Annotated in this window: 1 protein-coding gene; it reads left to right on the top strand. The window is 72.1% G+C overall.

The window, feature by feature from the left end; genetic code table 11:
• Nucleotides 1–73: 73 nt before the first annotated feature.
• On the top strand, nucleotides 74–605 hold a 532-nt coding region (locus BFF76_RS30585; RefSeq protein ID WP_141695724.1), incomplete at its 3' end, for an AMP-binding protein.

Below are 605 nucleotides of genomic sequence, written 5' to 3'. Positions count from 1 at the left end.
GGGGCGGTTGACGAGGCCGGGAGCCGGGCATAGCGTCGCCGGGTTGCTGAGCCAGTACGTGGAGAGGCCGTTCGTGCCGCACACCGATCCCAGCCGTTCCCCCGACCCGGGGGCCCTCGCCCGTATCGAGGCGTCCCTGACCGGCCCCGGTGCCCCGTTCGCCGTGGTGCGTGCGGAGCACGGGCCTTTTGTGTACTCCAACGGCCCCCGCACGCTGCGGGAGTTCGCGGAGACCACCTGGGCGTTCGGCGAGCAGCCGTTCCTCATCTCGGGGGAACGGGTCTGCTCGTACGGGGAGTTCTTCGCGGCAGCCTCGTCGCTGGCCCGGAGGCTCGCCGAGTCCTATGGGCTCCGCCCCGGTGACCGGGCGGTGGTGGCGATGCGCAACCACCCCGAGTGGCAGGTCGCCTTCTGGGCTGCTCAGCTGGCCGGGCTGGTCGCCGTACCGCTCAACACGTGGTGGACCGAGGGGGAGTTCGCGTACGCCCTCGACGACTGCGAGCCGAAGGTGCTGCTGGTCGACGCGGACCAGCTCCCGAAGTTGGAGGGCTGGGGCCGGAAGGCGGGGGCGCGCTTCGTCGTCTTCGGCGGTGGGGGAGAGGCAC

Origin of the sequence: Streptomyces mutomycini (genome assembly GCF_001700505.1) — a bacterium.
Lineage (GTDB): Bacteria > Actinomycetota > Actinomycetes > Streptomycetales > Streptomycetaceae > Streptomyces > Streptomyces mutomycini.
The sequence above is the reverse complement of the archived record's forward strand: the minus strand, read 5'-3'. Positions and strand labels throughout refer to the sequence as shown.